The sequence below is a fragment of the Cryobacterium sp. Hb1 genome (assembly GCF_004403585.1).
In the GTDB taxonomy this organism is placed as follows: domain Bacteria; phylum Actinomycetota; class Actinomycetes; order Actinomycetales; family Microbacteriaceae; genus Cryobacterium; species Cryobacterium lyxosi.
Window position 1 is genome coordinate 1 of record NZ_SOHI01000025.1, and the last position, 23,244, is coordinate 23,244.

Genomic DNA, 23,244 nt, shown 5'->3' on the forward strand with positions numbered 1-23,244 from the left:
CGCACCTTTGGGGTACGTATAGATACATTACGGCCACCACACCCACCCGTCAAAACGCCCCCCACCCGGGCGTGTCGCACCACCAGCATCCGCTCCCCCGCACGTGAAAAACCGGGCCCACGTTATGAACGTGGGCCCGGTTTACATCCTGGGCCCAGGGACGGGGCCCAGGCCCCGTCCCTGAAAACAGGGGCTAGTAGCGGTAGTGGTCTACTTTGTAGGGACCTTCTACCGGAATGCCCAGGTAGCCAGCTTGCTCGGGAGTGAGCACGGTCAGCTCGACGCCGAGAGCGTCGAGGTGCAGGCGGGCAACCTTCTCATCCAGCAACTTCGGCAGCACGTACACGCCAACAGGGTACTTCTCCGGCGAAACATACAGCTCAATCTGCGCGAGGACCTGATTGGTGAAGGAGTTGCTCATGACGAACGAGGGGTGACCGGTGGCGTTGCCCAGGTTCATCAGGCGCCCCTCCGACAGCACGAGCACGCTACGCCCGCTCGGCATGCGCCATTCGTCGACCTGCGGCTTGATCTGCACCTTGACCGCCCCCGGCAGCGACTCGAGCGCGGCCATATCGATCTCATTGTCGAAGTGGCCAACGTTGGCGACGATGGCGAGGTGCTTCATACGCAGCATGTGGTCGACACCGATGACGTTGAAGTTTCCGGTGCCACTGACGAAGATGTCGACCTGTTCGACGACGGAATCGAGGCGGGCGACCTGAAAACCGTCCATCGCGGCCTGGAGCGCGTTGATCGGGTCGATCTCGCTCACGATCACCCGAGCGCCCTGACCGCGCAGTGCTTCGGCGGCTCCCTTGCCAACGTCACCGTAGCCAGCGACGAAGACGACCTTGCCGCCGATCAGCACGTCCGTGGCCCGGTTGAGTCCGTCCGGCAGCGAGTGTCGAATGCCGTACTTGTTATCGAACTTGCTCTTGGTGACCGAGTCGTTCACGTTGATAGCCGGAAACAACAGTTGTTTGCCCGCGGCAAGCTCGTAGAGTCGGTGAACACCGGTGGTGGTCTCTTCGGTGACGCCCACGAGGTCGGCGGCCACCAAGGTCCAGCGGTCGCTCGATTCCGCGAGCGAGTGACGGAGGGCGGCGAGGATGACTCCGTATTCGTGGCTGTCCTCGGCAGCATCCGCTGGTACGGCGCCGGCCAGTTCGAACTCGCGACCTTTGTGTACGAGCATGGTGGCGTCGCCGCCGTCGTCGAGGATTAGGTTCGGGCCGGTCCACGCGGCTCCGGCCGCAGCCGCTTCGGCGCTCCAGTCGAAGATCTGCGACGTGCACCACCAGTAGTCCTCAAGGGTCTCCCCCTTCCAGGCGAACACGGGAACACCGGCCGGGGCATCGGCTGTGCCGGTGGGGCCCACCGCGATCGCGGCGGCCGCGTCGTCTTGCGTGGAGAAAATGTTGCAACTGGCCCAGCGCACTTGAGCACCGAGTGCAACGAGTGTCTCGATCAACACGGCGGTTTGCACGGTCATATGCAGCGATCCGGCGATGCGGGCGCCGGCCAGCGGCTTGGTCTCACCGAATTCGGTGCGCAGAGCCATCAGCCCGGGCATCTCGTTTTCGGCCAGGCGCAACTGGTGGCGGCCAGCCTCGGCTAGCGACACATCGGCGATCTTGTAGGTGAAGGTGGAGGGCACGGTGGGTGCGGCGACAGTCATGCAGCTATCTTGCCATTTCTCTCTGAACGACCCCCACATTGTTCGGCTGGTGCGTGGGCAGTCCACCCAGCGAACGGATGCCACCCCCACCAAGAATGTGTCACGGCAGCGTCGGGCTTTCGATGTCGGGATCGTCGGCCAGAAGCCGGTGTCGTATGAGGTGCCAGCCACGCGGAGCACTCGTCCGCTCCGCATGTCGAGAGCACAGGTCAAAGCTGTGTGGTTCCGCTTGAACGGAGAGCGGGCCGAGTACTGCCAGGGACTCCCCATAGTCAAAGGTGAGCGTGGCCACCGAGGGTTCGAGGCAGGCGACACGAGAACACGGGCGGAATGTCATTGCCTGTAAGGGTAGCCGCTTCCCGGCCGCCGTAGGATGGCAGCATGTCTCGATCCCGTCGTTCAGCAGCGCCCGAACCGACGGTGCGCGGTCGCGGACGCGACCGGCACGGCCGCGGCATCCGTAGTTCGGCGACCGGCCCGTTCCTGCCGCCACTGCGCACCCGCATCGACCTGTTTGACATGACGATCGCCAGCACAATCGAGTATTTGCGCGGCGTCTGGCCCGAAGAACTGGGCAAATCCGTGTTCGAGGTCGCCTCCGGACCGCCCTCGGTCATACCGGGCATTGGCGTGGAACGCTGGATGGTGACGCCGGAGACGAACCGCGTCGTGTTCTACCGCCTGCCGATCCAGCGACTGTCACGCCTGCACGAAAACGATGAGATACACCAGCGCATGATGATCGAGACCTGCGTCTTTCGCGGCGTCGCCGAACTCCTCGGCAAAGACCCCTGGGACCTCGCGCCGGATCGCTTCCGCCACTTCTAGGTATCGGTCCACGACCGGCGACCACCGTACGGGCGTCGCGGCACGTGTGCGAGATGGTGACCCGTGATCGAATCAGTGCCACTTCTGCATTGCCTGCCGCGAGCAGCAATCCGGCTCGACCGGCATCCGCTTTTCGGACCGATCCTTGCCATGACTGGGATCGCGGCCTGTCGACGCGATTAGCCGGCGTGTCCGCGTGTCTGGACGTTTGCTGTATTTAGTAACAGAAAGGTAACAGATCGGGGCAATTCCAAACCGATTCCGGGACGGAGCCGAACACCATTCAGACCCCAACACCACCTGCTCGATCTACGGAAAAGGATTCATCCCATGCGTATCTTCACCAAGGCCACCATCGGTTTCGCCTCTGCTGGAATTCTCATCGCCGGCCTCGCCGGCTGCTCGTCGGACGCCGGCACGACGACCCCGGCGCCCGCTTCGAGCTCAAGCTCGTCCAGCTCGGCCGAAGCCACGCCGACGCCGCTCGCCTCGATTCCCAGCCTCTCCGGTGTGGACACCGCCGTGCTGCTCGACGCCGACTTCGGCGCTGCACTGACGAGCCTCGGCCTGGCCGCTGGCACCGTCGGAACGGCCACCCTCGAAGAGGGCAGCCTGCACTTCCCGATCACCGGTGGCAACGTGGACTACTACGACCCGGCCGAAAGCTACCGCCCCTTCGTTCAGGGTTCCATTCAGCACGAGGGATCCGGATTCTCGCTGACCGCCGGCGACACCGTCGTCGAGCTGACCAACTTCACCATCGACCCAGGCACTTCGGAGCTCTTCGGTGACGTCTCGGTCAACGGGGAGTCCGCCGCGACCCAGGCCCTGCTGTTCGACCTCTACGGTTCCACCCTGGAGCCCCTCAAGATGGAAGGTGACAATGCCATCCTCACCGGCACCACGGTTCACATCTCCTCCGTCGCCGCCGGCCTGCTGAACTCCACGTTCAGCACCGACGCCGTCACTGACCAGATGCTCGTCGGCATCGCGACCATCACCGCCGCGACCAAGTAGTGGCTCGGCTCGTCACGAGCGAATAAACAGCACACAAAGATCGGGGCCCGCCACACGGCGGGCCCCGATCTTTGTGTGCGTAGGGCGGCTTACGGTTCGCGGCACGTAGTAGGAAAGCGGGCACCCGTTCGTACGAGTGCCCGCTTCCCTACCGAGTGCCACGACACGATTGGGCCACGACATGATTGGGCCCGACACGGCTGGGCCACGACACGATCAAGCCGCGGGATGCGCCAACGGGCGCTCAGCGCATCAAACGGATGCCGCCACCCGGCTGCGCAGCTCGTCGCGCACGCTCACGGCAAGGTCGGGGTGGTCGACGAAGACCCCGTCGATTCCGCTGCCCATGACCGCCGCGAACTCGTCGCGCCAGTGGCCGAAACTGGCCGGCTGATCCCCCCGGCGACACGACGCGGTAAGAAAAGCATTCTCGGGCCGCAGGGTCCAGCAGAAGATGTCCAGCCCGGCCGCGTGGGCGTCAGTAACGAGAGAAGAAATCACCAGGTCGCCGACGGCATCTGCCTGGATGATCAGGGATTTGTCTACGCTGATGCCGTCGACGGTGCTACTGAGGGCATCGAGACCGGTTGCGGTGAGGTAATCGGAGTAATACGGCGCTCCGGCGCCGAGACGGGCGACCTGATCGAGCGGCTGACCGGTTGCGGCGATCAGGAACACGCCTCGAGCGGTCATGCCGCGTGCCGCAATCTGCTCAAGCACGGTCGCTTCGAAGCTCTCGATGATGAGGCGGTCGTCGTCGGCGTTCCAACCGGCCGCGCGCACCTCGGCGACGAACAGCTCGTCGAGGGGCAGGCCGATCGAGGCGAAATAGGCGGCGTCCTTAATCTCCGCGACCATGCCGAGGGGGCGCCGACAGGTGTGTGATGCCTCGTCGATAAGCTCAAACAGGTCGCTCAACCTCATGATCGGGTATCGGTCGTCGTGCTGCGCATTCTGCGGGCGCACGTGCGCAAGACGCTCCCGGGCGCGCAGAGTGGCCAGTTCGGCCCAGGTGAAGTCTTCGGTGAACCAGCCAGTGAGGGTGTGACCGGCGAACTCCTTGGTCGTGCGGCGGCCGGTGAACTCGGCGCGAGAAGCGACATCCGTGGTGACGGAAATGTCGTTTTCGTGGCGCAGCACCAACACTCCATCTCGGGTGGCGACGATGTCGGGTTCGACCGAGTCGGCGCCGAGCTCGAACGCGAGGGCGTAGGCGGAACGGGTGTGTTCGGGGCGGTAGCCGCTGGCTCCGCGGTGACCGATGACAAGAGGGGACATCTGCACACCGTAACGCCGACGAGTGACGCCGACGGTCGGTCCAGGTGAACACCCGCTGAAGTTTTGACGCGGTGCAGGCGAACGCCACGCGACAACTGCGCGCATACGCGTAAATCGACCGATCGGCTATCGATACGTTGCCTAACCTGACAGAGTCTGCTGCTTGGCCGACGGCACTTTTCAGGGGGATTTACGCGCATGCCCACCATCGAGGACCTGCACCGCGGCACTGCGTCAGCGGTAGCGGCCCCGACGAACGTCACGACCCCGGCGCCGCGCCGCGCATTCACCCCGCGCAAGAAAAAGAAACCGTGGAAATCGTGGTTGCTGTTTCTTCTGTTCGCCGGGCCGAACGTGGCCCTGCTCATCGTCTTCACCTATAAGCCACTCCTGCAGTCGCTCTATTACTCGACCCTGCAGTGGAACCTAGGTTCGGCCTCGGCAATTCCGGTGGGTCTTGGCAACTACGTCACCTGGTTCAACGACCCCGGCACGGCTCGGGTCGTCACGGTCACCCTGATCTTCACCGTCGCGACCGTGGGCGGCGGCATGGTGATCGGCCTGCTGTTCGCGGTGTTGCTCAACCGCAAGCTGCACGGCCGCGGCGCCGCCCGCACCGTTATCGTTGCGCCGTATGTGCTCTCCGGGGTCGCGGTCGGCCTGCTTTGGCTGTTCGTTTTCGACCCGAACTTCGGCATCACCGCGGCGCTGCTCGACGCCATCGGCGTGGCCTCACCGCCCTGGTACAACGATCCTCAGTGGGCCCTGGTCATGGTCATCATCGTCTACCTCTGGAAAAACGTCGGCTACGTTGCGCTCATCTATCTGGCGGCCCTGCAGTCGGTGCCTCGAGACTTGCTCGAGGCGGCGTCGCTCGACGGCGCAACGCCGGTGCGCGCATTTCGCAACATCGTGCTGCCGCTGCTCGGCCCGACGACTTTCTTTCTGTCGATCACGACGCTGCTGAGCTCGTTGCAGTCTTTCGACATCATCCAGGCGATGACCAAGGGCGGACCGCTCGAGGGCACCACCACGATGATGTACCAGATCTATCAGGAAGGCTTTCAGGCCGGTCGAGCCGGATATTCTTCCGCGGTCGCGACGATTTTGTTCGCCGTCTTGCTCGTGGTCACTCTGATTCAAATGAAGTACGTCGAGAAACGAGTGCACTACTGATGTCCACGCCTACCTCGACCTCGCGTCGACGTACACCGCTTCAACTCGGCGGCTACCTCGGTCTGATCCTGGCCATCGCGATCATGATTCTGCCGCTGGTCTGGATGTTCCTCGCCGGGTTCAAGGAACGCGACGAGATTTACACGGTGCCGATCCAATGGCTGCCCGACAGCTACGACCTGTCGAACTATGCCGCAGCCCTGGCCGCCGTGCCGTTTGCGAACTTCTTTCTCAACAGCACCATCACCACGGTGATCGGTGCCGGGCTAAAAATGCTGCTCGGCCTGACCACCGCGTACGCTGTCGTCTTTCTGGAGTTTCCGTTCAAGAAGTTCGTCTTCGGTTTGGTGATCTTCGCCCTCCTGGTCCCGCAGCAGATCGTGATGATTCCCAACTTCACCCTTGTGGCCTCGCTCGGGTGGATCAACACATATCAGGGCATCATCGTGCCTGGTCTCGCCAGCGCCTTCGGCACCTTTCTGTTTCGCCAGCACTTTCTGACCCTGCCGATCTCCATTCTCGAAGCCGCAGCACTCGACGGAGCCAGTCACTGGACCCGCCTCTGGCGTTTCATCGTGCCCATCTCGGCACCAACCATCGCGGCGGTGGCTTTGATCTCGATCGTCTCCGAATGGAACGAATACCTCTGGCCGCTGCTCGTCGTCGACCGCTCCGACATGATGACACTGCCGGTAGGACTGACCCTGCTGCAAAACAACGACGGCGTCACCAACTGGGGCGTGCTGATGGCCGGAACCGTGCTGGTCACCGTGCCGGTGCTCATCGCGTTTTTTGCGCTACAAAAACGCATCATCGCCGGGCTGACCGCCGGCGGCGTAACCGGCTGACGCATCGGCATCCGGTTATTCAGCGGATGCCGCCCCTCAATTTTCCACTCGAGACCACCCCCACCAGGAGAGTTCTATGAACACGACGCCCTCGTTCACCATCAACCGCCGGCAGATCTTGAAGCTCGCCGCCGTGTTCGGCGCCACGGCCACCCTTGCCGCGTGCAGCGGACCGTCGCTGGGAGCGGGGGCCGGTGCCGCTGACGTCGCGGTAATGGACTGGACGGGCATCACACCAGCCAAGGAGATCACGTGGTGGAGCAACCACCCGGGAACCTCGAAGCTGATCGAGGAAGAGATCATCAAGCGCTTCCACGCCGAGAACCCGACGATCACGGTGAACCTGGTCACGGCCGGCGCCAACTATGACGAGATCGCGCAGAAGTTTCAGGCGGCGTCGGGCACCAACAGCGTGCCCGACCTCGTGCTGGCCAGCGATGTGTGGTGGTTTCGCTACATGATCAACGGGCAGATTCTTCCGATCGACGATCTTGCCCGGCACCTCGAGATCGACACCGCCGACTTCAACAAAACCCTGTACGACGACTACACCTTCACCGGCAATCACTGGGCCATCCCCTACGCCCGCTCGACGCCGCTGTTCTATTACAACAAGGCCGTCTGGGCCAAGGCCGGGCTGCCCGACCGCGCGCCCAAGACCTGGGACGAATTCGATGAGTGGGCACCGAAGATGCAGGCCGATGGCGGCGTGACCCCCCTCGGCCTCGGCAAGGGTGCGTCCTGGGCTGCGTGGTGGTTCTGCAACATGCTGTGGGGACAGGGCGGTGCCTACTCTGACGAGTGGACGATGACGCTTGACACCCCCGAAGCGATCGCCGCAGCGGACTACCTGCAGTCACTGATTTATGACAAGAAGGTCGCCACCGTAGCGGCTGTGGACCAGGTCGCCGACTTCGGCGCCGGCCTGACCGGCTGCATCATGGGCTCGACCGGCTCGCTCACCGGCATTTTGGAAGCCGCCACCTTCGAGGTCGGCACCGGCTTCCTGCCGGAAGGGCCCGAAGGCCAGGCCTGCCCGACCGGTGGAACCGGCATCGCCATCGCCGCCGACCGCACCCCGGAGCAGCAGTTGGCCGCAGGCATGTTCTTGAAGTTTCTGACCAACTCCGAGAACACGGCGTACTTCTCCTCGAACACCGGCTACATGCCGGTACGTACCTCCGCCCGCGACGGCGAGACGATGACCAAGGTCTACGCCGAGTTCCCGCAGTTTCGCACGGCCGTCGACCAGCTCGAGACCACCCGTTCACAGGACTGGGGCCGCGTCTTCGTGCCGAACGCCGACAAGGAGCTCACTACAGCGCTGGAGAAGATCATGCTGCAGCAGACCGACCCGGCCGAGGCTTTCGCTGTCGCGAGCACGGCGATCGCGACCTCGTTCGACGAGAACGTGAGCGCTTACCTGTAGTTTCGGAGTTTTGTGGAAGCGGGTCCGCCGAGCAGGCGGGCCCGCTTTTGTACATGTGGAGATGGTTTCCGGGCGTTCGGTGCTGATTTTAGGGTCGAAACTCACTGGGTCAGCAGAGCGACTGGCCCGCGATGCCGGTCAGGGCCTTCAGCGCCCGGCCGCCGTAGACGGCGCGAGTTCGGCCAGTTCCGCGTCCAGATCGTCGGCGAGAAGGAAGTCACGTTCTGTATCCGCGCCATGGCCTGTCACTCCGATGGCTCGATAGAATTCCGCAACCGCCCGGCGTCCATACGCCTCATGGTCGAAAGCGCTCGCGACGACATCTCCACGCAAAAAAGCGGTGAGGCCGGCCGCGAGACCTGCGTCGGTCTGCGGAACGATGAGACCGGCGGCCTGCGGCAGCGCATCGTGAACGGATGCGAAAGCCACGGTCACCACCGCGCGCCCCAAAACCAGCGCTTCCAGAATCACCATCGGGGCGCCCTCGTAGTCGCTCGACAGCACGAAGCAGTCCGCTGCCGCGAGCACAGGGTAGGGATTGGCGAGTGCTCCGGTCAGGGTGACCGCGGCCGACAGCTCCAGATCGACGATCAGCGCTGTGAGTTCGGCTTTCAGTGGCCCCGAGCCGACAATGACGAGCCGGGTGAACGGATTCCGAGCGTGCACGAGGGCGAACGCCCGAATCAGTCGGGTCTGGTTCTTCTCCGGAGAGAGGCGCCCGATGGTGACGAACGTGGTCGTGGCGGCGCTGCCCGCCATATTTTGGCGAGGCTGGTCGGCGGGGCAGCTGCCAGCGCCTGCCCAACCGTCGATCGGCCGGCCGAACGCATCCAGGTCAGCGGCAGACAGACCGGCGACGGGCAAGTCGACGGGTAGGACGACGCTGCTCAGATCGGCGGTCGTCGGCGACTCGATGCACGGCTGGGACACGTCAGCCGCGCCGCGCAGGATTCGTTCAACGTCGACGGTGTTGTGCGCGACGGTGAACTTGGAGCGCGGCGCATAAGCGGCGAGCGCTTCGGCGTTGATTTCGGAAAGCGCCGGCGACACGGAGACCAGGTGGTCGTACCGGTCGTAGCGGGCGAAGGTCTCGGTGAGGCCGCGCAGCATCCGCTTGACTCCCCCGATAGCGCGGTGGGCGTCGGCGCCGAGGTCATTGTGCAGCCAGATCGAGCGCACGGCGGGAGGCGAGTGCAGCAGTAATTCAGCCCAAAATGGACCGTAGCCGCTGAAATCCACGACGTGATCGAAACGGCTGTCGCCAAAGCAGCGGGTGAACTCCGCAGCGAAGTCGGCGTCAGCCGCGGAGGTAGCACGGGCGCCGGACGTGATGCGCGCTCCGAGCGCACCAGCCACGCGGTGGGCGTCGGCCCGGGCCGCGCGGCGACGAGCAAGCCGCTGCCTCACTCCGCCATTCATGCCGCCGATACGGGCGAACTGTCGCACTCGAGGGTCGATCAGGCGCTGGTTGGCACGGCGGGCCGGAGCGGCACTCTTCGCGAAGGTGACCGAGATGTCAAACCGGTCGTGGTCGATGGCGCCGAGCAGGTTGAGCGCGGCAGAGGTGATGCCGTTGGGCTTCATGCCGCCGAGATAGATGAGCACGGAGGTGCGGCTGGCGGCGGACGGCACGCGCAGCAGCGGACTGGGGTCGGCACCGCGAAAGACGATGTCGATCACGCGGGCACTCGCAGCGCCGTCATCCTGGCCGACATAGTCGTGTTGGGCGATTCGATAGCGCTCGGTGAAGGCCGGCAGCCTTCCATGGTCCGCGATTTGGCCAATGACCGCGACGACCTCCGCTACCGTGCGACAGACCGGGCCGGGCAGCTCAGTCGGCGCCAGGTAGAGCCCCCGGGTCTGCTCGAAGTCGGTGAGGTCGGGCGTGAAGAACACGATCGGCAGACCGGTCGCGAGAAAGTCGAAGAAGATGCTCGAGTAGTCCGTGACGAGCATGCCGGCGAGCCCGAGCACGACGTTGGTGGGCAAATCGTTCGGCACCAGAATCTGGGCGAGGTCCGCGCGGCCGGAGGCGAGTGCGTGCACAGCCTGGTGAGTTTTCAGCAACACGATATAGCGACTGCCGTCGATTCCGGCTTCGATTTGCCGAACGCGCTCGAGCAGGGCGTCGAGGTCGTCGTCGGGGTGGGCGAAGGAGGCGCCCTTCCACGTGGGGGCGTACAGCACGATCTCGCGGCCACCGGGGTTGAGCTGCGCGAGCCGGGAACGGGCGCTTTGGGATTCCGCCGCGTTGAGCGTCTGCCGGTCGATGCGGGGGTAGCCGGCCAGCAGCATCCGTCCGTGAAAGATGCCGTCGAGTTTGTAGGCGCGCTCATACATTTGACGGGCCATGAACGGGTTGGCAGCGAGCAGATAGTCGGCACTGACAAAGTTGCGCACGATGTTGGCGGTCCCGAAAGCGCCGTCGGCCATGTCGTAGCCCATGTGTTTGAGCGGCGTGCCGTGCCAGGTGTTGAGGTAGATCTGGCCGACTCGTTTGGAAAACTGCGGTGGAAAAGTGGCGTTGCTGATGAGGTAGCCGCTCGTGGCGAGTGCTCGGTAGTAGGCGGGTGAGCCGCTTTTCACAAAGCGCACCGTGCGATCGTGGCGAAATTCCCGGCGTGCCAAGCGCGGGTCCTTGAGCGCCCAGACATGCCGTAAGTGCCCCTGATCGGGCGTATTACGCAGTTGCCTGAACAGGGCCTCTGGGTTGCAGAGCAGCCCGGATCCGTTGAACGCTTCGTACAGCACGTGGTGCGGGCGGATCGGGCGGGTGCGCCAATAGGCGTGGACTTCGTAGCGTACCGCCCGACGGATACGGCCAACCAGCCTGGTGAGGCGGCGACGCGGCCCATCGCTCCAGCGTGACAGAACGGGCGCGAAGAGCAGCACGAGCATGCCCAGTTTGGCGGCGAGGCTTGAAGCAGGGGGCCCAGCGAGTTGGAAGGCGACGGGTTCAGTGTGGGGCCGGGGCGGCAGTGCGGGCACGGTCACAGCGCCGGGTACGCTGTCGGGAGGCTGAGGCCGCGCTCGGTGAGCACGGCGCGCAGCCGGGTGGGATAGTCGGTGATGATGCCGTCGACGCCCAGGTCGACGAGGGTGTGCATGAGCGCGGTCTCACTGACCGTCCACGGGATCACGGGCAGTCCGGCGGAATGGGCCTCGGCCATGAGCTCGGGCGTGACCGTCTTGAACACCGGCGACAGCGCGTCATAGCCCTTCGCGGCAGCTGCCCGGGCGACGGAGCCGTCGTAGTCGTCGATATCGATCCCACCGAGGTGCACGCTTCTGCCAGGCTGGCCCACTTCGAGCCAGTCGTCGTCCTGGGCAAGGGCGACAAGTCGCAGCTCGGGCGATATTCGCCGCACGAGGTCGAGGGAGGCCCAGTCGAAACTCTGCACGGTGATTCGGTCGGCACGGCCTGAGACCGCAATCGCGGCGACGACGGCGCGCGTGAGCGCCATCATTTCCCCTTCACCGGTTGGGCCGGGGGTTTCGATCTTGGTCTCGATGTTGAGCTGCACGGTGTCGGCCTGGTGAGCGTCGACGAGCGCGAACACGTCGGCCAATTCAACGATCATGTTGCCGGGCACGTTGTGCTGCTCCGGATAGCCGGGCAGCTGCTGGTATCCGCAGTCCAGCGTCTGAATCTGGGCAAGGGTCAGTTCACGCACGCGCGTGCCTGCATAGGGGAAGGCGGGGTCTTGGCGGAAGGCGGCCTCCGTGTCGCGGCATTTGCTCGTGGTGAGCACATCGTCGTGCCAGACGACGACGGCGTCATCGCGGGTGAGGTGCGTGTCGAGTTCGAGCGTGCTGACGCCGAGTTCGAGCGAGGCGGCGAAGGCGGCGAGGCTCTCCTCGGTGTGTTCGCCGCGCCCCCCACGATGGGACTGCAGGTCGAAGGCGGCGCTATCGTCGAGGGGCGCAGCTGCCCTGGCCGGTTCGGCGAGCGCCGACTCTCCCTGCGCCGCCACGACAGCCCCGCCAACCAGAACCGTACTGAGGGCGGCGGCCGCCGCGATGATCAAAATCTTGCGCATGCCGGCACTCTTTCGTGGATCGCAGTACGCCGAAAAGGCGCGCTGCTGCTCACGTTATGGAGCCGAGGTGACCGGCATCCGCCGCGCAGCCGTCAGGCGGATGAACTCTGTGTGAACACAAACGGGTGGCGCATCCGTTTCAAAACTCCGGGGCCGGCGCGACGCAGTGACATGGCGACGATCACGATGACCGCGATTGCGATCGACACCCGGGTGAGCTCTGGGTTCGGCACGAGCAGCCGCAGAGTGAGCGCCATCGGAACGAGCAGCCATTCCCAGCGGCCGCTGAGCGCCACGAACGGCAGCAGCAGCAGCGCATACCAGGGGTAGCGGGGGCTGAGCACGAGCAGGGTCACGCCGATCATGACCAGTTGCCCGACCCAGGGCCGGTTCTGGTCGGTGGTGAGAATCACCAGCACGGCGACCACGGCCAGGATCAGGCCGGCCACGATAATAGCGGATGACCCCGGCGCGACCAGAGACACCAGCGCGAACCGAGAGCCGTCCTGGTAACCCTCCTCGCTCAGGTAACCGGGCAGGTAGCCCAGCACCCCGATTCCGGTGGCCAGCACATAGGGCACATACAGCAGCGCAAAGCTGAGAACGGATGCCGCCACCATGCGCCAGCCACCCCGCTTGAGCAGGGCCGGCGCCGCCAGTACCGGGATGAGTTTGGTACCGATCGCTATTCCGAGCATGATGCCGCCGCGCCAGACCTTTCTGGTCGAGACCAGAAAAACGGCTGCGACGACGAAGATGACGCCGAGCATGTCGACGTGCGAGTTGGTGACGGCCTCGGTCGCCACGAGCGGACACCAGGCCCAGAGCGCCGCATTTTTTTCATCGAGGCCGCGGCGGCGCATTCCCACCAGCAGAATGACGGTGGTACCGAGGCTCAGCAGCAGCCCGGCGAGCTGCAACGGCCAGTAGGCGGGGCCGGGACCGGTGAGAAAACGTACACCGGCGAAGAAGATCTCGCTGGCCGGCGGGTAAATCGTGGGCACGGCCGTGCGGTTGAGGGCTGAGCAGAGCAGATCGCCGTCGGTCGTGCGGGCGCGCACAATGCGCTCGCCGATGCAGACTTCCGTGCCGGTGGCCGTGGTCTGGGGCGCCGGGAAGAGCCAGTCTGGTCTCAGGGAATCGAGGCGGGCATCCGCTGGTGTGAAGGCGTAGGGGCTGATGCCATTATTTTGTACGATGCCGTCCCACGCATAGCGAGCCGAGTCGGTGCTCGTGTTGGGTGGACCGACCATAGCCGCGCCGCCGATCAGCGCGGAGCCAGCCAGGATCAGAGCAACCACAGCCCTACCGTTGACGCGACGCAGCAGCCACCAGGCCAGGCCGAACAGGAGCCAGAGCGCACTGGTGACCAGCACGAGTGATATCTCGTCGCGGTCGGGTGCGAACAGGTGGAGGGTGCTGACGCTGAACGCGGTGAGGGCAGCGCTGAGCACGAGCAGTCCCGAGATCAGAATAAGTCGCACCAGACCATCCTCACCTACCTCTGCCCAATCGCGATATTTTCAAGGAAGCGCGAGGGAGAAACCTGCAGACTGTAAGACCTTTCGAGTGAACGCTCATCGCCCCCGGTGACGGTAGAGCAGGTCGAGATTCTGCGACCGGACAGCGAGGACGCTGCTTAGCCCCACCCTTCGGGTTCAGTGAGCACGATCAGCGAACTGAGGCAGCGGCCCACGAGAGTGCCGGAGGGCAAGCAACCACCGAAGCTGATCAGTTCGTCGATCACCGCGTCGACCGGCCGCGCCGTGCAACCGGGGCACCAGCCTTTGGCGACAAAACTGGCGCGCAGGGCTTCGATATAGTCATCTCGCGACAGACCGACAATATCGGCGACGATCGCCGTCGGTGTGCGGCCGTCTGAACTCATTCCAGTGAATGTGCGCCCACAGTCGCACGGCCCGTTGGGGTTGCGCTGGCTGACGGGGCAGGGATCGATCATCCAGACCAGCTCACCGGCGATGCACGCGTCTGGCTGGCCCGTGCTGGCCCGTCGTGCCGCTCTTTTCGCTCTGCTCGGAACCATCTCCGTCGCGACCAAAACCTTCATCGTGCTTCTCCTTAGTCTCGGCACGAGCCTCAGCGAGTAGATACCCATCACGCTAACGACACCCACCGACAGTGCGGTGGGTCAGGGAGCGAAACCTCCCGGCAATGGCCTCGATGCGCCCGGCCAGCCCGGCCAGCCCGAGGAAAAAATGATCCCAACCAGCGACTTTTCTGGGAAAAAGTTTGGCCATGTGCACACTGTAAGAAATTCACAGCGGTTTTAGGGACTGTGTGATGGTGAAATAGAGGTATGCGGCGATTGATGTATGAGGCCCAGCGAGCGCTGGCATCGCCGGTGCGCAATCCGCGGATGGCGACAGTGATCGGGCGGCTGCTCGGCGCCGCTTTTCTGATCTGCTTCGGCACCGGTCTGTACAGTCATTTTTTGCAGGAACCCCTCGACTGGATGCGATTTCCGACCCGACCGGAGTTTCTGTACCAGGTGACGCAGGGCACGCACATCATCGCGGGAATCGCCTGTTTTCCCCTGTTGCTGGCCAAGCTGTACATCGTTTTTCCCAAACTGTTCGCCTATCCCCCGGTACGCGGGCTCGTTCATTTTCTGGAACGGGCCTCGATCGCCCTTTTTGTAGGCGCCTCGCTCGTGCAGATCACGATGGGGCTGCTCAACACTTTCCAGTGGTATCCGTGGCCGTTTCCGTTTCGGCAGGTGCACTTCGCGCTCGGCTGGGCGCTGATCGGGTTGTTGGTTATTCATATCGGGGTGAAACTCCCGGCGATCACGCGGTACTGGAGCAAGGGTTCCTTAGACAGCGACCATCCGGAAGATGCGGTCTCGGTCGACCGGGCTTCCGACGCGGAGGCCGTGCGATTGTGGGGCAGCAGCCGGACCGGCGGCGTGACCGGACGCGTACTCGATTACATCGACGCGACGCCGCGCACCCTTACCGATAGCGTCAGTCGGCGCGGATTCCTCACGACGGTCGGCGTGGCCACCACTGCCGTCGTGGGCCTGACCGCTGGCCAGACCTTCACGCCGCTGAACGCAGTCAACCTCTTCGGGCCACGCAAGAAGGGCGTCGGCCAGCAGGGCGTTCCGGTGAACCGCACGAGCGAGCAGGCCAAGGTAGCGGATGCCGCCCTGGCTGCTGGGTGGACCCTCACCGTGGCGGTGGCCGGCACCGAACGCTCCTTCACCCGTTCCGAGTTACTGGCGCTGCCGCAGACCGAGGTTCAGCTTCCGATCGCCTGCGTCGAGGGTTGGAGCCAGATGGCTCACTGGCGCGGCGTGCGACTGAGCGACTTGGCCGATCTGCTGAGCGCCGACCCGGACACCTCGTTTCGTCTGATCAGCCTTGAAGAACGCGGCAGCTTCAGCAAAACCCAGATGGGTCGCGAGTATGTGCGGGACCCCCTCACCCTCGTCGCGCTCGAACTGAACGGTGAGACGCTCGACCTCGAGCACGGGTATCCTGCGCGCATGATCGCGCCGGGCCGCCCCGGCGTACTGCAGACCAAATGGCTCAGCCGAATCGAGGCGATCTGATGACGACGAGTAGAACGGGGCTGAATCCTCCGCCGGCCGGAATCCCGGCGTCGACCAGCCGACGGATGCGCAGCATCCGCCTGGCTCTGCTGGGTGTCGGCGTGCTGCTACTCGCCTGGGGCGCGTTTGTGATGTTCGATTCGGTGCGACTAACCCGCATACCGGGGGTCGCACTGTGGATTGCGGCGGCGATTGTGCTGCACGACGCGATTCTGGCGCCGATCGTGTTCGCGTTCGGGATCGCGCTTCGGCGTGCCGGTCGGCGCGTAACCGGCACGGTCATTGCGATCGTTCAAGGCGCAATAGTAGTCGGATCGATCGTGTCGCTGATCGCGGTGCCGACGCTCGTAGCGAAGAATTTCGCACCCGCGAATCCGACCGTGCTCCCGCTGAATTACGGACTGAACCTTGCGATCTTCTGGCTCCTGCTGGCCCTGGTCACCGTGGGGCTGTCGGTATGGGCGTTCCTGCGCTGGCGGAGCTCGGTCGAGGCCTTCCCGGATGACTCCGGGCGGTGACGTGTCGAGCTCCGGGCCCACCCTGTGGCCGTGGGCCAAGTTTATAGACCGGGCCCATGGACGGGGCCCAGGCCCCGTCCATGGGTGCAGGCCCCGTCCATGGGTGCAGGCCCCGTCCATGGGTGCGGACCCCGTCCATGGGTGCGGACCCCGTCCATGGGTGCAGGCTGGCAGCTAGGAGCGGGCCAGGCGGGCGAAGGAACGGCCGCCTCTGGTCCATTCGGCGACCTGCACCAGTCCGACCTTCGCGGCCCGACGGCACAGGGCGCTGACTCCGATTTCGGCCCACGGGAACGCGTCGCTCGTGTGTCCGGCGGCGTCGTGCAGGGTGCCTTCGTAGGCGAGGTCGTGCTCGGGGTCGCGGTGCACCTCAACGACGAGCACACCGTCGACGGCGAGCAGCGCCGCGCATCGGTCGAGCAGAACATCGGGATCGCCACCGATGCCGATGTTGCCATCGACGAGCAGCAGGGTCGCCCAGGTTCCCTCCAACGGAATGTCGTCGAAGACGGAGCGTTGCAGAACGGCGAGACCCGCCGCGAGGGCGATTCGCACGGCGGTCGGCGAAACGTCGATTCCGAGGGCGCTGAGTCCCGCGTCGAGGGCGGCTTGAATCATGCGGCCCGGTCCGCAGCCAATATCGAGCACCGGTCCGGCAGCCCCGTCAAGCAGGGAATGGTCGATCGGATCGGCTCCGGCGCTCCAGCGCCCGGCGTGCATTGTCGACACGCGCATCGGCGTGCCCGGGTCGGCACCGGCCCGATTGCCGTGGAGGTAGAGCACGTTGTCGTCGCTCTGCAACGCCTGGGCGTACGGTTCGGACCCGCCAGCTCCGAACGTGCTCGGGCGGCGAAAGCGTTCCGCGGTCGCGCGGTCCACGTTTTCGACTGTTCCGCTTGCCCACTGCTCCCACAGGCGAGGCGACACGAGGGTCACGAGCGCGCCCCGCTCAGGGCTGCTGGCAGAAAATCGGCGTTCTGCAGGCGAGCGGATGCCCGCACCCCCGCGAAAGCACGCGCGAAGCGCGTGCGGGGGGCGACCGAGGCGACGATGTGAGCATCCGTTATGGTGTCGATATCGGTGAGTGTCGGCAAAAGGCGCACGCTGAGCCCGGCCTCGTCGAGGCGTCGCAGCTGGTGGGCGCCGGTGTCGGAGCGGCTCATCGGGACACCCCGGAGCAGCGTTCCACTCGGGCTTTTCAGGGCGAGCGCCCAGAAGCCGCCGTCGTCGGCCGGGCCGAACCAGGCATCCGTTTCGTCGCCCCAGCCCGTGAATACGGGGGCGAGCAGCTCAGCACTGATCTGGGGGGTGTCCATTCCAAGCAGCAGAGTGGGCTCGGCGACGGTGTCAAAAATGGCAGCGAGGCGTTCGTCGAGGCCTCCAGCGCTCTGCGGCAAAATTTCCCACGCGGAGGCCTCCACGGGCGCAGTCACGCCATCAAACGCCAGAATGTGGCGCGTTGCCGGCAGTTGTGACGCAACGGCGAGAGTGTCAGCGAGGCTGGCAGCGGCGAGTTCAGCCGCCTGCTCGAGCGAGAGCGGCGGGTGCAGCCGAGTCTTGACTTTGCCGGGCAGGCATTCCTTGGCAATGACGACGATCGCGGTCATGAGCGGGCCTCGTTCCGGATGCTGGGGTCGATGTTGGCGGCAGCGGCTGGTCTTCTGCGGTCGGTACTGAGCAGCGCGGACATGTCTTTGATGGCGGTGAGGGTGCCGCGCACGGTTCCGGTCACTTTGCTGCGGCCGACGCGCGGTGCATAAGGCGTATCGACTTCACGGATGCGCCAGTTGGCCGCTGCGGCGCCGAGAAACATCTCCAGCGGATACCCGCTACGGCGATCGATGAGGTCGAGGGCGAGAAGGTGGTCTCGGCGCGCCGCTCGCATAGGGCCAAGGTCATGAATATTCACACCTGTTATTCGGCGCAGTCGCCAGGAAAGATAGGTATTTGCTAGACGGGCATGCGGAGGCCAGGCGTTGCGGGTGGTGGGGCGGCGGCGTCCAAGCACGAGATCAGCCTCGTCAGCGCTGATCGGGTCGACCACGAGCGGCAGGTCGCGGGGATCCATCGAGGCGTCGGCGTCGCAGAATGCCACGATCGGAGCCGTGGCCGCCAGGAGACCGGCGTGGGCGGCGGCACCGAATCCGCGGCGATTTTCGTGCACGACCTGCGCGCCGAGACTACGGGCGATTGCGGCCGATCCGTCGGTCGAGCCGTTGTCGACAACGATCGCGCGGTAGCCGACCGGCATGCGTTCGAGAATCCACGGCAGGGCATGCACTTCGTTCAGGCAGGGCAACACAACGTCCACCCGAAAATTGATCATTAGGCGAACTTAGGCGGGATGTCTGGGTTTGCGGGGTGAAAGATATTACGAAGCACGGAAGAAAGCTGGGGAACCCGTCTGGAGAGTGTTCCTCGGCGGGCGGATGACAGTGCCGGGTGGGCGCGAAACGCTTGCGCCCACCCGGCGACCGAGCCCCGGTTCCAAATTCGGGCTCGCCCCAGTGCGTTCCAAAGGCAAAGGCATCCGCTCGGCTGGTGCGCGCGCGTCGGCAGCGCGCTTAGTCTGGGGGGGTGCCTCCCACCCAACATTTCGCACCACCCCAAACGGATGCCCCCGCTGGCCGCCGCGTGCTCGTCATCGAGGACGACCCGATGGTATCCGAGGTGGTCGGGCGGTACCTGCGCGCCGCCGGATTCGTCGTGGATGAAGCCACCGACGGGCTCGCCGGCCTGCGTCAGGCCGAAATCGCCCTGCCCGATCTGGTGGTGCTGGACCGTATGCTGCCGCTGCTGGATGGTATCGAGGTGTGCCGGCGGATCCGCGTGAACTGGGGCGCGTTACCGGTGATCATGCTGACCGCGCTCGGCGAAGAGGAACACCGCATCGAGGGCCTCGAAGCTGGCGCCGATGACTATCTGGTCAAGCCGTTCTCGCCGCGGGAACTCGTGCTGCGGGTGGAGTCGGTGCTGCGACGAAGCAACACCGAGTACATTCCGGAGGGGATTCTCGATGTCGGCGAATTCTCGCTCAACCTGGCCGCGCACGATATTCGACTGCGCGGCCAGCCGCTCGTGCTCACCGCCCGCGAGTTCGATCTGCTCGCCTATCTCATCTGGCGGCCGTCGAAGGTACTGACCCGCGAGGAGTTGCTCCGGTCGGTCTGGGGTTGGGAATTCGGCGACCTGTCCACGGTGACCGTGCACGTGCGGCGGTTGCGGGAGAAGATCGAGGCCGACCCGGCGCATCCGCTTCTCGTCACGACGGTGTGGGGGGTCGGATACCGGTTCGATCCGGTTCCGCTCGGCGCCAGCGAAAGCAGCGTTGACGAGAGCAGCGTTGACGAAGGGTCTCGATGAGCGCTGAGATGTTTGCGACCGTCGTTGGCATCGCACTCGGGTGCGCGCTCGTCGTGGGGGCGCTCGCCCTGCTGACACTGCGCCTGCTGTCGCGGGGGTCGCTCGTGATTCAGGTGGTCATTGTCGCGTTCGCGACCATTGTGTCGGTGGTCAGCGGAACGTCCGCGGTGGCGTCGCTGATGTATATCTCGGCGCACGACCTGAACATGTTCTATACGGTGGCCGTCGTCGCCGGGATCGTGTCGCTCGTGATGGCCGCGGTGCTGGGGCGCTCACTTGCGCGCGACAACCAGTATTTTCGGGCCGCGGCAGCAAGCATCGGCCGCGGCGAAGCCGTCACATCCCCGGAGCGGCATACGAGTACGGAGTTCGCCTCGCTCGCCGGGGAACTGGCCGAGACGGCCGATCGACTGACCGAATCCCGCAAGCGGGAGGAACGCATGGAGGCGTCTCGCCGTGAAATTGTGGCGTGGATCTCGCACGACCTCCGCACGCCCCTCGCCGGTATTCGCGCCATGGCCGAGGCCCTCGAAGACGGCATGGCGCCAGACCCCCAGCGCTACTACGTGCAGATCCGGGGGCAGGTCGACCGGCTCAGCGGCATGGTCGATGACCTGTTCGAGCTGTCCAAGATCCACGCCGGAACCCTCCAGCTCCACCTCGAACGGGTCGCCCTGTATGACTTGATCAGCGACACAATCGCCGATCTCGCGCCGGTCGCCCTCGCAAAATCCCTCCACCTGCGGTTCGAAGGCGAGCGCGGTCTCACGCTGCAGGCGGATGCCCGCGAGCTCGCCCGCGCGGTCGGTAACCTGGTCATGAACGCTATTCAGCATTCCCCGGCCGGGAGCGCTATCGTCGTCTCGGTCACCGCGCACGTCGACGGGCGGGCGGTGATCTCGGTCGTCGATGCGGCCGGAGGTATTCCCGAGCGGGACCTTGGCCGGGTGTTCGAGGCCGGCTGGCGAGCGAGCGAGCCGCGCACCGCGTCCGGGGCCGGCGCCGGCCACAGCAGCGGTGCCGGGTTGGGCCTTGCGATCGTCGAGGGAATCGTGCGAGCTCATGCTGGGCAGGTGACCGTGACCAATGTTGGGAACGGATGCCGGTTTGAGCTGCTGTTGCCGCAGCATCCGTTGGGGTGACGGCGTCGGTTGCTCATGCAGCCAAACGAGGTGCGACGCACTCGGGTACGCCCGAAAAAATGAGCGACAGCCTGTGAAAATCCCCCGGATTGCCTGAATCGGCCCCCGGGTGCATTTGCGGGCCGCGGTCAGGGGCGCACTGCTGCGCGCAGCGGAGCCGTGGCAAACTCCCGCATACCGTCTTCGAACGAGACCTGAGCCGACCAGCCGAGTTCGGTGCGCAAGCGCTCGGAGGACGCGGTGATGTGCCGCACATCGCCGAGCCGATACTGCCCGGTCACGATCGGGGCCAGGCCGCCCGCCGTCGCAGCAGCGAGGGCGGTGGCCATGTCGCCGATGGTGTGCACAATTCCGCTGCCCACGTTGAATGGGCGCACACCTCCGGAATGCGCGGATCCCTCCCAAGCGGTGAACTCCAGCGCGGCCACGTTGGCCGCGGCAACATCTCGCACATGCACGAAGTCGCGGCGCTGGCGCCCGTCTTCGTAGACCCGCGGGGCCTCACCGCGCTCGATCGCCGACCGGAACAGTGACGCAACTCCCGCATAGGGCGTGTTCTGCGGCATGCCCGGACCATAGACATTGTGGTACCGCAGGGCGGCAACACGCCCGCCGGTCGATCGAGCCCAGGCCGTGGCGAGGTATTCCTGGCCGAGTTTGCTGCTCGCGTAAACGTTGCGCGGGTCGAGCGGATCAGTTTCAGTCACCAAAACGGGTTCGAGCGCCTGCCCGGTCTCGGGATCGAGGGGGTCGAAGCGTCCGGCGTCGAGGTCGCTCGCGAGGCGCGGGCCCGGCCGGGTGGGTCCGTTCGGACCACGGTAGCTGCCCTCGCCGTAGACCACCATGGACGAAGCCAAAACCAGGCGAGAGATGCCACTCTCGGTCATCGCGGCCAGCAACACCGCCGTTCCGACCTCGTTGCTGTGCACATAGTCGGGGGCATCGGCAAAGTCGACGCCGAGGCCCACCTTGGCGGCTTGGTGGCACACCACGTCGATGCCGGCGAGGGAGCGGGCGACCGTGGCAGGGTCGGTGACATCGCCGTGCACGAACTCCACGCGCGGGTCGAGCCGCGCCGGCCGAGCGTTCCCGGCCCCGAGCCCACGTTCCGAACCCGGAACGTGGGGAAGCACCGAGGCAGGGCCGTGCACGTCGGCGCGCAGGGAGTCGAGCACGCGCACCGTGTAGCCGTGGGCAAGAGCAGCATCGACGATCGCGGACCCGATGAAGCCTGCGCCCCCGGTGATGAGCACGACGGTCACGCGATCTCCGATGCCACGCCACGTGCCAGCACGGCGTCGACCTCGGCCGGGTCGATGAGCTCGCGCGGGATGAAGTCCGTCGGCAGGGCACGCAGGATCCCGTCGATCGCGGCCAGGATGCGTGGCTGGGCGTCGTGTAGGCGACGGAACACGGCCGACGCGGTGACGGCATCCGTCTCGCTGGAGGTTGTGATGACGAACGGCGTGGGGCTGCCGGCGTCGGCGTCGGCGACCGGGGCCAGACCGGCGTCGGCGTCGGTTACGAACGACAGGTTGACCGTGGCCATGTTGAGTTCGCCGGCCAGCACGATCTCGGGGTAGGCGGTCATGTTGACGATGTCCGCGCCGATCGACCGGAACCAGACCGACTCGGCCCGGGTCGAGAAGCGCGGGCCCTGAATGACGACGACGGTTCCGGTCGGCGCGAAGTTCTCGTCGAGGTCCTCGAGCGCGCGCACGGCATAGCCGCGCAGCGACGGGTCGAACGGGTCGGCGGCGGGGAGGTGCTGCACCGATTCCCGGTCGTAGAACGTGTCGGGGCGACCGCTCGTGCGGTCGATGAACTGGTCGGTGACCACGAGCAGCCCCGGCGCGTACTCCGGAGTGACGCCGCCGACGGCCGACGAGGAGATGATCGCGCGCACTCCGATCGAGGCGAGGGCCCAGATATTGGCACGGTAGTTGATCCGGTGCGGAGCGACACTGTGGCCACTGCCGTGCCGCGGCAGGAACGCGACGCGGCGACCGGCGCGCAGGCCGATCGTGACCGGAGCGGTTCCGTAGGGCGTCTGCACCTGGTGCGTCACGGCGCCGGATGGGTCGATGAGTTCGTAGAGTCCGGAGCCGCCGATCACGGCGATCTCCGCCCGGGCGGTCGGGTCGGCCACAGGGTCAGCCAAAGAATCGACCACGGGGTCGACCATTGAGGCAGTCGGGTCAAGCGTCACAAGCGGCTCCCAGCGGGTTACAAGTCGAGTGTTCAGTGTGCCATCGAAAGCTGCATGCCGCGGCAGCCCGCCGCTGCCACACAGGCTCCTCACACGTTCCGGGCCTGGGCCCCGTCCACGGGCCCAGGTTATAAACTGGGC

The 23,244-nt window shown here is 65.4% G+C and carries 23 protein-coding genes; 10 read left to right on the forward strand and 13 right to left on the reverse strand.

Going from position 1 to position 23,244, the window contains the following annotated elements; all coding sequences use genetic code 11:
• Positions 1 to 193: 193 nt before the first annotated feature.
• Together ahcY and E3T38_RS09160 are read right to left on the reverse strand one after the other, a co-directional pair.
• Positions 194 to 1,681: an adenosylhomocysteinase gene (ahcY, locus tag E3T38_RS09155; RefSeq protein WP_134547971.1), complete on the reverse strand. Its 1,488-nt coding sequence runs from the start codon at positions 1,679 to 1,681 to the stop codon at positions 194 to 196.
• Between the two features lie 100 nt (positions 1,682 to 1,781).
• Entirely contained in the window at positions 1,782 to 2,018 is a 237-nt protein-coding gene (locus E3T38_RS09160) for a DUF3499 family protein (protein ID WP_104199771.1), read from the reverse strand.
• Between the two features lie 44 nt (positions 2,019 to 2,062).
• Here E3T38_RS09160 and E3T38_RS09165 point away from each other — a divergent pair, with 44 nt between their 5' ends.
• Positions 2,063 to 2,509, forward strand: coding sequence for a metallopeptidase family protein (locus E3T38_RS09165; protein WP_104196569.1), 447 nt, complete (start codon positions 2,063 to 2,065; stop codon positions 2,507 to 2,509).
• A 330-nt stretch (positions 2,510 to 2,839) separates the two neighbouring features.
• Positions 2,840 to 3,526, forward strand: coding sequence for a hypothetical protein (locus E3T38_RS09170; protein ID WP_104199772.1), 687 nt, complete (start codon positions 2,840 to 2,842; stop codon positions 3,524 to 3,526).
• A 252-nt stretch (positions 3,527 to 3,778) separates the two neighbouring features.
• Here the strand turns inward: E3T38_RS09170 and E3T38_RS09175 are convergent, their stop codons facing one another.
• Entirely contained in the window at positions 3,779 to 4,804 is a 1,026-nt protein-coding gene (locus E3T38_RS09175) for a glycerophosphodiester phosphodiesterase family protein (protein ID WP_134547972.1), read from the reverse strand.
• A gap of 198 nt (positions 4,805 to 5,002) precedes the next feature.
• On the opposite strand from E3T38_RS09175, the gene E3T38_RS09180 reads away from it, so the two are divergent.
• The 3 genes from E3T38_RS09180 to E3T38_RS09190 all read left to right on the forward strand — a co-directional run bounded on the left by E3T38_RS09180 (position 5,003) and on the right by E3T38_RS09190 (position 8,257).
• Positions 5,003 to 5,980 carry a carbohydrate ABC transporter permease gene (locus E3T38_RS09180; protein WP_134547973.1) on the forward strand — a complete coding sequence of 326 codons (978 nt, stop codon included), beginning with the start codon at positions 5,003 to 5,005 and terminating at the stop codon, positions 5,978 to 5,980.
• Complete coding sequence (locus E3T38_RS09185; RefSeq protein ID WP_104199775.1) at positions 5,980 to 6,828, forward strand: carbohydrate ABC transporter permease; 849 nt, start codon at positions 5,980 to 5,982, stop codon at positions 6,826 to 6,828. Before E3T38_RS09180 ends, E3T38_RS09185 begins: the two co-directional genes overlap by 1 nt.
• 76 nt (positions 6,829 to 6,904) lie before the next feature.
• Complete coding sequence (locus tag E3T38_RS09190) at positions 6,905 to 8,257, forward strand: ABC transporter substrate-binding protein (RefSeq protein WP_134547974.1); 1,353 nt, start codon at positions 6,905 to 6,907, stop codon at positions 8,255 to 8,257.
• A gap of 147 nt (positions 8,258 to 8,404) precedes the next feature.
• Here the strand turns inward: E3T38_RS09190 and E3T38_RS09195 are convergent, their stop codons facing one another.
• From E3T38_RS09195 to E3T38_RS09210, 4 genes are all read right to left on the reverse strand, one after another.
• Positions 8,405 to 11,251, reverse strand: coding sequence for a glycosyltransferase (locus tag E3T38_RS09195; protein WP_134547975.1), 2,847 nt, complete (start codon positions 11,249 to 11,251; stop codon positions 8,405 to 8,407).
• Complete coding sequence (locus tag E3T38_RS09200) at positions 11,248 to 12,297, reverse strand: glycerophosphodiester phosphodiesterase family protein (protein WP_134547976.1); 1,050 nt, start codon at positions 12,295 to 12,297, stop codon at positions 11,248 to 11,250. Before E3T38_RS09200 ends, E3T38_RS09195 begins: the two co-directional genes overlap by 4 nt.
• A gap of 92 nt (positions 12,298 to 12,389) precedes the next feature.
• Positions 12,390 to 13,781, reverse strand: a complete 1,392-nt coding sequence (locus E3T38_RS09205) for a glycosyltransferase family 87 protein (RefSeq protein ID WP_134547977.1) — start codon at positions 13,779 to 13,781, stop codon at positions 12,390 to 12,392.
• Between the two features lie 155 nt (positions 13,782 to 13,936).
• A complete protein-coding gene (locus tag E3T38_RS09210; protein ID WP_134547978.1) occupies positions 13,937 to 14,185 on the reverse strand; it encodes a hypothetical protein in 249 nt (82 codons plus the stop codon).
• A 4-nt stretch (positions 14,186 to 14,189) separates the two neighbouring features.
• Between E3T38_RS09210 and E3T38_RS09215 the strand changes: the two genes are divergently transcribed.
• Positions 14,190 to 14,405, forward strand: a complete 216-nt coding sequence (locus tag E3T38_RS09215) for a hypothetical protein (protein ID WP_134547979.1) — start codon at positions 14,190 to 14,192, stop codon at positions 14,403 to 14,405.
• Positions 14,406 to 14,417: 12 nt separating this feature from the next.
• Here E3T38_RS09215 and E3T38_RS16725 read toward each other — a convergent pair whose 3' ends face one another.
• Positions 14,418 to 14,555, reverse strand: a complete 138-nt coding sequence (locus tag E3T38_RS16725; RefSeq protein WP_166805484.1) for a hypothetical protein — start codon at positions 14,553 to 14,555, stop codon at positions 14,418 to 14,420.
• Between the two features lie 59 nt (positions 14,556 to 14,614).
• Between E3T38_RS16725 and E3T38_RS09220 the strand changes: the two genes are divergently transcribed.
• Positions 14,615 to 15,871, forward strand: coding sequence for a molybdopterin-dependent oxidoreductase (locus tag E3T38_RS09220; RefSeq protein WP_134547980.1), 1,257 nt, complete (start codon positions 14,615 to 14,617; stop codon positions 15,869 to 15,871).
• Positions 15,871 to 16,389, forward strand: coding sequence for a hypothetical protein (locus tag E3T38_RS09225; RefSeq protein WP_134547981.1), 519 nt, complete (start codon positions 15,871 to 15,873; stop codon positions 16,387 to 16,389). The genes E3T38_RS09220 and E3T38_RS09225 overlap by 1 nt, the downstream gene beginning before the upstream one ends.
• A 174-nt stretch (positions 16,390 to 16,563) precedes the next feature.
• On the opposite strand, the gene E3T38_RS09230 is transcribed toward E3T38_RS09225, so the two are convergent.
• Genes E3T38_RS09230 through E3T38_RS09240 form a run of 3 tightly spaced genes read right to left on the reverse strand, consistent with a single transcriptional unit; the run spans position 16,564 to position 18,715 of the window.
• Positions 16,564 to 17,325, reverse strand: a complete 762-nt coding sequence (locus tag E3T38_RS09230; protein ID WP_241984397.1) for a bifunctional 2-polyprenyl-6-hydroxyphenol methylase/3-demethylubiquinol 3-O-methyltransferase UbiG — start codon at positions 17,323 to 17,325, stop codon at positions 16,564 to 16,566.
• Complete coding sequence (locus tag E3T38_RS09235) at positions 17,322 to 17,996, reverse strand: DUF2064 domain-containing protein (protein ID WP_134547982.1); 675 nt, start codon at positions 17,994 to 17,996, stop codon at positions 17,322 to 17,324. The genes E3T38_RS09230 and E3T38_RS09235 overlap by 4 nt, the downstream gene beginning before the upstream one ends.
• On the reverse strand, positions 17,993 to 18,715 hold the full coding sequence (locus tag E3T38_RS09240; protein ID WP_134547983.1) for a glycosyltransferase family 2 protein: 723 nt from the start codon (positions 18,713 to 18,715) through the stop codon (positions 17,993 to 17,995). Before E3T38_RS09240 ends, E3T38_RS09235 begins: the two co-directional genes overlap by 4 nt.
• Before the next feature lie 251 nt (positions 18,716 to 18,966).
• Between E3T38_RS09240 and E3T38_RS09245 the strand changes: the two genes are divergently transcribed.
• Both E3T38_RS09245 and E3T38_RS09250 read left to right on the forward strand, forming a co-directional pair.
• Positions 18,967 to 19,752 (forward strand): response regulator transcription factor, encoded by a 786-nt coding sequence (locus tag E3T38_RS09245; RefSeq protein ID WP_241984398.1) that lies wholly within the window; start codon positions 18,967 to 18,969, stop codon positions 19,750 to 19,752.
• Positions 19,749 to 20,894, forward strand: a complete 1,146-nt coding sequence (locus E3T38_RS09250) for a sensor histidine kinase KdpD (RefSeq protein ID WP_134547984.1) — start codon at positions 19,749 to 19,751, stop codon at positions 20,892 to 20,894. The genes E3T38_RS09245 and E3T38_RS09250 overlap by 4 nt, the downstream gene beginning before the upstream one ends.
• A 128-nt stretch (positions 20,895 to 21,022) precedes the next feature.
• Here E3T38_RS09250 and E3T38_RS09255 read toward each other — a convergent pair whose 3' ends face one another.
• Both E3T38_RS09255 and E3T38_RS09260 read right to left on the reverse strand, forming a co-directional pair.
• Positions 21,023 to 22,156: an NAD(P)-dependent oxidoreductase gene (locus tag E3T38_RS09255; RefSeq protein WP_134547985.1), complete on the reverse strand. Its 1,134-nt coding sequence runs from the start codon at positions 22,154 to 22,156 to the stop codon at positions 21,023 to 21,025.
• Positions 22,153 to 23,103, reverse strand: a complete 951-nt coding sequence (locus E3T38_RS09260) for an MTAP family purine nucleoside phosphorylase (protein WP_241984399.1) — start codon at positions 23,101 to 23,103, stop codon at positions 22,153 to 22,155. Before E3T38_RS09260 ends, E3T38_RS09255 begins: the two co-directional genes overlap by 4 nt.
• Positions 23,104 to 23,244: the final 141 nt, after the last annotated feature.